General features: G+C 82.0%; 1 protein-coding gene. It reads right to left on the bottom strand.

Features of this window, described 5'->3' with window-relative positions; translation table 11 throughout:
• The coding region (locus tag CBZ_RS20615; RefSeq protein ID WP_130783251.1) for a DUF4439 domain-containing protein at positions 1 to 445 on the bottom strand (445 nt) is incomplete at both ends.

The raw sequence follows: 445 nt of genomic DNA, 5'->3' as shown, positions 1-445 counted from the left end.
CCACGGCCGGGTCGTCGAGCCCCGCGGGCAGCGCGTACGCGGCGCGGCGCGGGTCCGCGAGCGTGCCCGCCGCGCCCGAGGCGCGCGCCCAGCGGTCGGCCTCCTGCCGGTGCTCCGCCGCGGTGGCCTGCGCGAGCGCGCGCTGGTCGGCCGTGAGCTTGGCGGCGACGACCTCGAGCGCGAAGCCGGCCTCGTCATGGGCGACGGTGAGCGCGTCGAGGTCGGTGCGCTCGAGCCCGGCGGGCGCGGTGCCCGACGGGGGAGCGTCGGTGGGTGCGCCCGTGGCCGTCCCCGCGGGATCCCCGGACGCGTCCTCGGACCCGCCGTCCGTGCCGTCGGCCGCGGCGTCGTCGGCGCCGGTCGTCTCGCCACCGTCGGCGGCGCCTGCCTCGTCGGCCGCGGTGCCGGCGGACGTGACGACCTCGGGCGCCGGGACGCCGAGGGC

Source organism: Cellulomonas biazotea (genome assembly GCF_004306155.1).
In the GTDB taxonomy this organism is placed as follows: domain Bacteria; phylum Actinomycetota; class Actinomycetes; order Actinomycetales; family Cellulomonadaceae; genus Cellulomonas; species Cellulomonas biazotea.
This window is presented reverse-complemented; position numbering and strand designations above follow the sequence as displayed.